Raw genomic sequence first — 9,295 nt, 5'->3', positions numbered from 1 at the left:
CCAAAGTAATTTTGTTACTCTACAGCTCCGGATCCCACCTCTCCCCGCTCTCCAAAGTAATTTTGTTACTCTACAGCACCGGATCCCACCTTTCCCGGCTCTCCAAAGTAATTTTGTTACTCTACAGCTCCCGATCCCACCTCTTCCCGCTCTCCAAAGTAATTTTGTTAGTTTACAGCACCGAATCCCGCCTCTTCCCGCTCTCCAAAGTAATTTTGTTACTCTACAGCTCCGGATCCCACCTCTCCCCGCTCTCCAAAGTAATTTTGTTACTCTACAGCTCCGACACCCACCTCTTCCCGCTCTCCAAAGTAATTTTGTTACTCTACAGCCCCGGATCCCGCCTCACCCTGCTCTCCAAAGTAATTTTGTTACTCTACAGCTCCGGATCCCACCTCTTCCCGCTCGGAGCAGTTCCTTCTCTCTCCTTAGAGATACGGAAGCGCCGCTTTGTGGTCCACCAAGTACTCATGAAATCGGATGCTCCCTTTCCCGAGAGGGAGAACCAATTTCTTTTCCATCAGGCTGCGTATGACCTTACGGGTCGGTACATCCCCCACCCCCAAACAAGCGCAAGCGTCTGCCAACCGGAACGGCCGGTTGAGCCGGAGGGCGAAGCGCAACAGCTCGCGCTCGTACACGCTCAACTCGGCGAATCCTCGGCCTGGCGTGGAGGAGAAGCGACCCAACAGCTCATAGACCTCCCGCTGGCAAATCTCCGGCTTCTTCTCGATCTCATCCCAAGTGAAAGGGATGAACTTGTAGCCCTGCATCGCAATCGCACGCATCCGCGAGCGCTCGAAGGAGAAGCGTTCGCGCGTAATCACCTCCGCATGCACCACATACCCTTCGCTCTCGAACGCGAGCCCAAGCGGCTCATAAAAGACATCAATGAAAATCCTTACCCCCGAAGGACTCACGAGCTCGTACTCCAAGACCAGTCCATCGAATGACTGCAGTACGGGGAACAAGACGCTCCCCAACAGCTTGCGCTCCCCCACCAACTCCTTCTGCAGCCTTTCCAACCGCTGCCCTCGCGCCCCTTCCCTTTGCTTTTGAATAAACGCTTCTACCTGTTGATCGATTACCATACGATACACATTCTCCTCACCATGGATTTTGAACACAAAAAGCCGCCTGCTCCCGAAGGAACAGACGGCGTGTGCTTCACGCTGTCGAAAATTTATGCGATACCCATAATATACCAGACGCAGTGTACGGTGTCTACCTAATCCAACGGATAAAAGATCAAATCCATCGGGAACGCCGACCCGGCCGGAGGCGTGAACTCGATGTCGAGCGACGGCTCGTTCCCGGTCGTGCGGTACAGCACCTGCATCTGCTCGAATGCGACGATGACGCCGGACGGCGGCGCGAGCACGAACTCGCCGTTGAACTTGAACGGCCCCTTGAACGCGCCCCCGCGGGCCAAGAGCAGGATGGCCATCTTGCGCGGCTTATCCGCATGGATCTTGTACACGACGCCGTAGTTGCCGTCTTCGAACACTTGCTGCTGGCGGAACACGTCGTACCCCGGCTGGAACGGGTCGCTCTTGTTGTCGCCGAACACGAGACGCGAAGGCTTCTTGAACGAGCTCGCGTCGATGTCCCAGCGCTTCTCCGACACGGGGAACGTCCCGCGCACATGGCCGTCGAACGGCAGCGGCTTATACAGCGACGGATACAGCGAGGTCGGCGTCTCGATCACGGCGTCCATCGCCATGAAGGAGAACTTGATCGGCCCGTCGGTCTCGACGTCGTAGAACACATTGACGCCCTGCCCCGGCTGGAAGTCCGGCATCTGGATATACGCCCGCGTCTCCCCGGGCGGAATCGTGAGCTTCTCGTCATAGCGATCGCCGAGCAGGAACTCGACGGAAGCCTGATGCCCGATCAGATGCGCGTAGATGGACGGGTACACTTCGCCTTTGTTGGTCGTGCGGATCGTAACCGGCTTGTTGGTCGAATTGGTCGCCATGATGACGAATTGCAGCTTCTCGTTCATGCCGTTCATATGGGACCCGTACAAGCGGGCTTTGCCATTGACGGTATCCTGGTACAGAATGCCCTTCTCCACGATCGTTTCCGGGGCGTCGCTCATGAGCAGCGTCCGTGAACGGTCCTCGGTCACCTTCTTCGGCAGCTCCGGGATCTCCAGGAACCGCGCGTACAAGAGCGGCCAGTCGGTCTTGATGATCGTGCCCGGAGGGGTGGTGTACAGCAGCCGGTCGATCTCGGTGTTGTACATCGTCTTGTTCTCAATCTCGATGTAGCGCGAATAGGTGTCGCTGACCCGCCCTTTGCCGTCGGTTACCTTCAACGTAACTAAATGTTTACCCGGCTTATAAAACGCCTCCTGGTTCCCCGTCCACGTATAGGACAAGCCTTCGGCATCCGGATCATAGCTCAGGTCGATGTACTTCACCGCTTCGCCCATCTTGTATACCGGCTTCGCGAACGTAAACCGAGCGACCGGCTTCGAATTGCTGTTCGCATCGTTCGTGAGCGCCGGAGGGCGCTTCACATATGTAATCTCGAGCCGCTTCTCGGCGGTGTTGTAAGTGTATTTGGCCCCCAGAAAATCATACAGCCACGAATCCGCCACCATCAGCCGCTCGTTCACCAGCTTCGCCATCGGATCGTAGGGGGACGCTACCCCGTTGACATATACGACTTTGTTAGCCGAATCGACCTCGAGCTTCGCTCGGCTCGTTCCGACCTCAACCCTGTTCGTTGAGGCGTTGTACTTCACTTCAAACCCCATTTGCTGCGACAAAAACATTAACGGCACGAACCACCGGTTTCCATCCTTCACGGCGGCCGGCGTGTCCAGGTCGAACTTCTGACCGTCGACGGCCGCCACAGGCTGGTCCTCATTCAGATAAATCGACATCGTCGTGGTCGCGACGCCGGCGCTCGCCTGGGTGGACACCAGATACAAGACGAGCAGCACCCCCACTAGTACCCAAGGCGTCACCGTTTTCCAATTGCGTGTTCTCAAGGTTCTCTCTCCACTCTTTTCTAATGGTATAAGTTCCCTTAATTAAACGCGAGAGGCGGGAAAAGGTTGCAAGGCATCTGTCTAGCATTCCCGAAATCGACACAAAGATTCCCCCGAATCGATACGAGACGTCTCCCAAAACAAACGCATTCCACACGGACAATTTGCTCATTTTCCACCGGTTTAGCATTTTCCACATCGCCCAAACCGTTGATCCTGAAAGGTTTCTCCAACCTCACGAGAGGAAAACGGTCAAAACATGAGGTTCGTGAAAACGCTTCATTTACGAAGCTCCCTCCATCGCCTAGGATAAGGGCAGGATGTTGACGGATCCCCGGCGATACCGCTACCATGAACGAAACGTACTTACGGCGATCCGGTTCGCAGCCCGAATGCACCTGAATACAAAAAGGGAGGAACAAAGCAATGTCACGCAAGTTTAAAGTAATGCTGTCCGCCATGACGCTGACGACGACCCTTGTAGTCGCCGGATGCGGCGGCGGGACCAAAGACAACGGATCTTCCGCGGCCACCCCCGCGCCAAGTGCTGCGCCTACAGCAGCCGCAGCCAATACCGGGGATACCGGCGGGCTGAAGCTGCCGCTCGTGGACCAGCCGACTACACTCACATGGATGCTTGTCAGCGACAACCCGGATCTCCCCAACTCGATGGTCGTGAAGGAGATCGAGAAGCGCACCGGCATCAAGCTCGACATCCAGGCATACTCTTCGCAGACTTATAAGGACAAGCTTAAGGTGGTCGTCGCCTCCGGCAAGCTGCCTGACATTTTCCACGGACTGTCCGTCGCGGAAGTGAACAAAATGGGAGCCCAAGGTGCGCTCACGCCGATCAATCCCTACTTGAACTCGCTGCCGAACTTCAAAAAGCTGTATGTGGACGACGCGAACAACAATTGGGTGATGAAGTCGTGGTCCGACGACAAGAACAACTTGTATACATGGCCGATCTACGGTTTGAACCGCGATGTGAACCACGGCTTCCTGTACCGCAAAGATATTTTCGACAAAGCGGGCATCAAGGAATGGACGAACACCGACGAGTTCTACGAGGCCTTGAAAAAGCTCAAAGCGGCTTACCCGCAATCGTATCCGTACGCGTCCAAAACGAAGGAAAACATTTTCCGCGACTGGGCTTACGGCTGGGGCGTGGGCGGAGCGGATTTCCCGGCCGTCTACGACGAGAAGGCGAAAACTTGGAAACTGGCCTACACGGCGCCTGAGTACAAGAACCAGCTCGACTTCATGAAGAAGCTGTATGACGAAGGCTTGATGGACCCTGAATTCATCACCGACACCGACGCCTCCTGGACCGCGAAGATGACGACGAACAACAAGTCGTTCGTGACGTTCGACTGGATCGGCCGTCTGGATTCGTTCGCGAATCAAGTGAAGGCGCAGATCCCGGACTACAACCTGCGTTACGCGAATCCGGTAGGACCGACCGGCAACATCCGGACGCTGCCTAAGATCTCGAACTTCGGCACGGTCGTCTCGAACGGCAAGAACAAGGAAGTCGCTCTGAAGCTGCTCGACTACTTGACCAGCCCGGCGGGCTCGCAGCTCGTCTCCCTTGGTATCGAAGGCCAGACGTTCAAGTTCGAGAACAACAAGCCGGTGTATGCGGAGCTGAAGGACGTGCCGCTGGTCGATATTAAGGTTCTTGAGACGAAATACGGCATGTGGCTCGAAGGCATGTACTTCCGTCCCGACAAGCGCAGCGTCTACTTCAACTTCACGGAGAAGGAGCAAGAGGCGCAGGACAAGATCAATAAGGCGAAGAAGTATGAGCCGGCCGATCCGGTCCTGAAGTTCACGGACGACGAGACGAAGACGATCGCCGACCTGAGAGCATCACTCGACAAAGCCGCGAACGAATTCAGCACAAAGTATGTGATGAAGAAGGAAATGGGCGAAGCCCAATGGACCGAATGGCTGCAGCAAGTCGATAAGCTGGGTGCGAAGAAAATGATCGACGCGTTCAACGCGGCCCAGAAGCGCTACGACGAAACGAAGTAATCCGCAAAACTGTTAAGCTTTGATCGGTATGTCCAGCAGCACCCGGGTCCGAGCTGTCCCGGGTGCTCTGTCCTTATCCCACGCAAGGAGGAAGCCCATGGCATCGACACAGCCTCATCTAACACAAGGGCCCGCCCATCGCGCTCCCGTCTCCCGCGCTAGAGCCATCTGGCGCCATGTGGTCCGGGACCGCCAACTGCTCCTTTTATTCATCCCATGTATCGTGTTCTTCATCTTGTTCCGTTATGGGCCGATCTACGGTTTGATCATCGCGTTCAAGGACTACAGCGTCTATCAAGGCATTCTCGGCAGCGACTGGGTCGGCCTCGAGCATTTCCGCCGCTTCTTCGACAGCCCCGACTTCTGGCTGCTGTTCAAGAATACGCTTCTGCTCGGCTTGTTCACGCTGCTGTGGACGTTTCCGTTCCCGATCGTATTCGCCATCCTGCTGAACGAGATCCGGTACGTTAAGTTCAAGAAGACGATCCAGACGTTCAGCTACTTGCCGTCCTTCCTCTCCGTCGTCATTATCAGCAGCATGATCATCGACTTCCTGTCGCCGACGCACGGTCTGCTGAATGAGGCGCTCAAGGCGCTCGGGCTGCAGCCGATTTATTTCCTCGCCGCTCCCGAATGGTTCCGGACCGTCTATATCGCCTCCGATATCTGGCAGCACATGGGGTTCGAGTCGATCATCTACTTGGCCGCGATCGCGGGCATCGATCCTACGCTGTACGAAGCCGGCAAGGTCGACGGCGCGACCCGGTTCCAGATGATCCGGCACATTACGATTCCGAGCATCATGCCGACCATTCTCGTGTTGTTCATCATCAAGTCGGGCTCCATGTTCCGCATTGGGTATGAAAAGGTGCTGCTCCTCTACAATCCGATGACGTATGAAGTGGCCGACGTGTTCTCGACGTATGTATATCGCAAGGGGCTGCTGGAGACGAACTACAGCTACGCGGCCGCGGTAGGCCTGTTCGAGTCGCTCATCGCCCTGTGCATGCTGCTGCTCTCGAATGCGATCAGCAAGAAAGCGGGAGGAAGAGGATTATGGTAAGATCAAGCGCCCTGGAGCGGAAGTTCACCCTGTTCGACGCCGTCCTGATCGTGGTGCTCACCCTGATCGGCATCGTGACGATCTATCCGGTCGTGTATATCGTCGCGATCTCGTTCAGCGATACGGCCTCCATCGTGCAGAACCGGGTGTTCCTGTGGCCGAAGGGCTTCAACATCGAAGCGTATAAGCAAATTATCGAGAATCCCAAGATTCCCCGGGCTTATTGGAACACGATCCTGTATACCGGCCTCGGGACGTTCATCAACCTGCTTATGACCGCCGTCGCGGCTTATCCGTTGTCCCGCCCTGGCTTTTTTGGCCGCAAGTTCTTCATGATCGCAATCGTGCTGACGATGTTCTTGACCGGAGGTATCATCCCGACGTATTTAATCGTGCAGAAGCTGCACATGATCGATACGATCTGGGCGATCGTCATCCCGAATGCAATCTGGACCGTCGAGCTGCTCATTCTGAAAAGCTTCTACGAGTCCATGTCCGGTTCGCTGCGGGAATCGGCGCTCATCGACGGCGCTTCCGAATACCGCATTCTGTTCAACATCATCATCCCGCTGTCGAAGCCGGCGCTGGCCTCCATCGGCCTGTTCTACTTCATGGGGCACTGGAACAGCTTCTTTATCCCGATGATCTACCTGAACGATCCGCATCTGTATCCGTTGCAAGTCGTGCTCCGCGAGATGCTCATGTTCGACACCGTCCAGGAGACGAGCCTGATCGACAAGTCCACGATTACCCCCCAATCGATGAAAAACGCGACGATTTTCGTGTCCATGGTGCCGGTGCTGCTGATCTATCCGTTTGCGCAGAAATATTTTGCCAAAGGCGTAATGTTGGGTGCGGAGAAGGGTTGAGCCGGTTTGTGTCGAATAGGGAGTAGGCACACCCGGCAACATGTTTCGGGATTCTAATTGGGGGTGGGGCCATGCTGCCCAAAATCAGAACCATCGTCAACAAGGCGCTGCTGCGTATTTTCATGGCGCTGCTCCTCGTAGCCGTCACGATGTTCATCGCCAATTATATGGTGTACCGGAACTCCATCACCGGCATCTACCAACAAGTGAGCGAAAACAACAAGCTCGTCGTGAAGAACATGATCCGCCTGTTCGACGACAGCTTCAAAAATATTAACGACATTTTGTATTCGATTCAGATGCTCTCGTACAATGCGTGGAAAAGCGACGGGCTGGTGGACTTGAATCAAGCTTACTCTTCTTACCTGAACGTACGCTCGCTGGTCAGCTCGATCGACTATATCGAGGAAGTGGTCATCTTCCACCAGGGGTCGGATCTGGCGATTACGACGCAGGGCACAATCTCCTTGAAGGAGCTGCTGCAGCGCCAATATGCCAATCCGAATTACAATGCGGAGTTCTGGCTGTCGCTCACGAACACGAAGCATCCGCTCCGGGTATTCTCGACGGACGCTTACACGAACGTGAATACGGGCGTCGGCCGCAAGCTGATTCCTGTCCTCGGGAGTACGCAGATCTCCGACCTGAACGTCCTCGTCTTCCTGAAGATCGACAAGCTGCTCGAGCATGTGAACGAAGACGCGATGATGCAAGGGACGTCGCTCATCGTTATGGATGAGAACCGCAACGTCATTCTGAATACGGATCCGAACTGGAGTCTGTTCGACACGCTCAGGGAGCTCAACCTCGGGACGCAGGCGGAGACGACGCTTAAAAATAAAGATTACGTTTACCAGATTTTCCAATCGGACTATAATGGATTTGTTTATATTCACAAAGCGCCGTACCTGTTCGCGAACATGAAAGACGTCCGGGACGCGAACGTGCAGATCATGCTCGTGGCGATCGCGTTCGCCCTGCTCCTCTCGGCGGTGCTCAGCCTGTATCTGTACCGGCCGGTGCGCCACATCGTGAAGCTCATCACCGGGCGGGAGCTGCGAGGCGCGGATTACGGCAACATCCGGACAGGCATCGTACGCATGCAGGAGGAGAACGAGTCGATCAAGCATCAGATGGGCATGGTGCGGGCCGAATTGCGGAAGGCCGCGTTCCTGGAGGCGCTGCACGGGCTGTCGGGCGGCCGGGAGCTGGAGCAGCGGCTGCAGCGCGACTACCCGGCCTTCTACGAGCATCGCTTCTTCGTCCTCGCGGCGCTGAGGCTCCCGCCTCGTCCGGCGGATGCCGACACCCGTGCCGACACCCATGCCGGGGCCTCGGAGGACGCGCCGTTCCTGGAGGCTGAGCTGAGCCGCCAGTTCGACGCTTACGGCCTGTTCCCGCTGGAGCCGGGTTTCATGGTCGCGGTGATCGGAATCCCCCGGCTCTCTGAACGCGAGACGGTGCTCCGGCAGCTGCATGTCGTGCTGCGGCATGCGATGAGCGACATCTGGCGGGGCCTCGCCGCCGAGTCGGCCGTGAGCCGGGCGTTCACCTCGGAGGCCGCGCATGTGGCCAAGGCGTTCCAGGACGTGACGGACGGCTTCGCCTACCGGCATCTGGACTCCACGGAGGCGGTCATCGACTACCAGACGATCCAGGCGACGTGGAAGGTCTATGCGCCCCTCGACGAGATCGAGAAGGCGTCCCAATGCCTCGTCGTCGGCAACGTGGACGCGTGCGTACAGATCATCGAGGCGATCGTCCGCCGCAATGAAGAGCTCCGCGTGCATCGCCGGCAGCTCGTTGCGGTCGCGGGGACGATCTTCTACGAGCTGCTGAAGCAAGCGGATGCGAACGGCAAGGAGGCCAAGCGGTTCGTCGCCCTGGAGAAGGCGTTCTTCCGCCAGCTCGAACCGCCGGCCGGCGCGCCGGAGATCCGCGAGGCGCTCGTCGGCACCGCCCGTGCCATCGCGGAGACGACGGCCAAGTCCGAGGCGAAGCGCAAGCTGGATCCCGCCGCCGTCTCGCAATATATCGAGGCTCATTACATGGAGAACCTGCACCTCGACCATATGGCCGAGAGGCTGCAGACAACGCCGAAGTACTTCTCCAGCTTCTTCAAGCGTACGTTCTCGGTGAACTTCGTCGAGTACTTGAACAAAGTACGGCTGCACCATGCGAAGCGGATGCTGCAGAACCCCGACCTGTCCATCTCCGAGATCAGCGAGAAGACCGGGTACTTGAATGCCTCCACGTTCACCAGCACGTTCAAGAAGCATTTCGGAATCTCCCCGAGCGAGTACCGCAAACAATTGAACCGATGAT

General features: G+C 56.7%; 6 protein-coding genes. 4 read left to right on the top strand and 2 right to left on the bottom strand.

Translation table 11 applies throughout. From position 1 onward, the window contains the following. Positions 1 to 428: 428 nt before the first annotated feature. A complete protein-coding gene (locus ACI5FR_RS32020; protein WP_405462176.1) occupies positions 429 to 1,091 on the bottom strand; it encodes a hypothetical protein in 663 nt (220 codons plus the stop codon). A gap of 137 nt (positions 1,092 to 1,228) precedes the next feature. Then, positions 1,229 to 3,001, bottom strand: coding sequence for a stalk domain-containing protein (locus ACI5FR_RS32015; RefSeq protein WP_405462173.1), 1,773 nt, complete (start codon positions 2,999 to 3,001; stop codon positions 1,229 to 1,231). Positions 3,002 to 3,427: 426 nt separating this feature from the next. On the opposite strand from ACI5FR_RS32015, the gene ACI5FR_RS32010 reads away from it, so the two are divergent. The 4 genes from ACI5FR_RS32010 to ACI5FR_RS31995 all read left to right on the top strand — a co-directional run bounded on the left by ACI5FR_RS32010 (position 3,428) and on the right by ACI5FR_RS31995 (position 9,294). Next, a complete protein-coding gene (locus tag ACI5FR_RS32010; protein ID WP_405462171.1) occupies positions 3,428 to 5,038 on the top strand; it encodes an extracellular solute-binding protein in 1,611 nt (536 codons plus the stop codon). A 97-nt stretch (positions 5,039 to 5,135) separates the two neighbouring features. Further along, the gene (locus tag ACI5FR_RS32005; RefSeq protein WP_405462169.1) at positions 5,136 to 6,101 is read left to right on the top strand and encodes an ABC transporter permease; all 966 of its coding nucleotides are present in this window, start codon (positions 5,136 to 5,138) and stop codon (positions 6,099 to 6,101) included. Then, positions 6,095 to 6,970, top strand: a complete 876-nt coding sequence (locus ACI5FR_RS32000) for a carbohydrate ABC transporter permease (RefSeq protein WP_405462167.1) — start codon at positions 6,095 to 6,097, stop codon at positions 6,968 to 6,970. Before ACI5FR_RS32005 ends, ACI5FR_RS32000 begins: the two co-directional genes overlap by 7 nt. Positions 6,971 to 7,041: 71 nt before the next feature. Then, on the top strand, positions 7,042 to 9,294 hold the full coding sequence (locus ACI5FR_RS31995; RefSeq protein WP_405462164.1) for a helix-turn-helix transcriptional regulator: 2,253 nt from the start codon (positions 7,042 to 7,044) through the stop codon (positions 9,292 to 9,294). Position 9,295: the final 1 nt, after the last annotated feature.

The sequence above is a fragment of the Paenibacillus sp. HJGM_3 genome, assembly GCF_045062745.1.
Classification (GTDB): domain Bacteria; phylum Bacillota; class Bacilli; order Paenibacillales; family NBRC-103111; genus Paenibacillus_AA.
The sequence above is the reverse complement of the archived record's forward strand: the minus strand, read 5'-3'. Positions and strand labels throughout refer to the sequence as shown.

Excerpts from the sequence above, each read along its gene's own strand:
- ACI5FR_RS32020 (WP_405462176.1), bottom strand. The coding sequence starts at position 1,091 with ATGGTAATCGATCAACAGGTAGAAGCGTTTATTCAAAAGCAAAGGGAA.
- ACI5FR_RS32010 (WP_405462171.1), top strand. The coding sequence starts at position 3,428 with ATGTCACGCAAGTTTAAAGTAATGCTGTCCGCCATGACGCTGACGACG.
- ACI5FR_RS32005 (WP_405462169.1), top strand. The coding sequence starts at position 5,136 with ATGGCATCGACACAGCCTCATCTAACACAAGGGCCCGCCCATCGCGCT.
- ACI5FR_RS32000 (WP_405462167.1), top strand. The coding sequence starts at position 6,095 with ATGGTAAGATCAAGCGCCCTGGAGCGGAAGTTCACCCTGTTCGACGCC.
- ACI5FR_RS31995 (WP_405462164.1), top strand. The coding sequence starts at position 7,042 with ATGCTGCCCAAAATCAGAACCATCGTCAACAAGGCGCTGCTGCGTATT.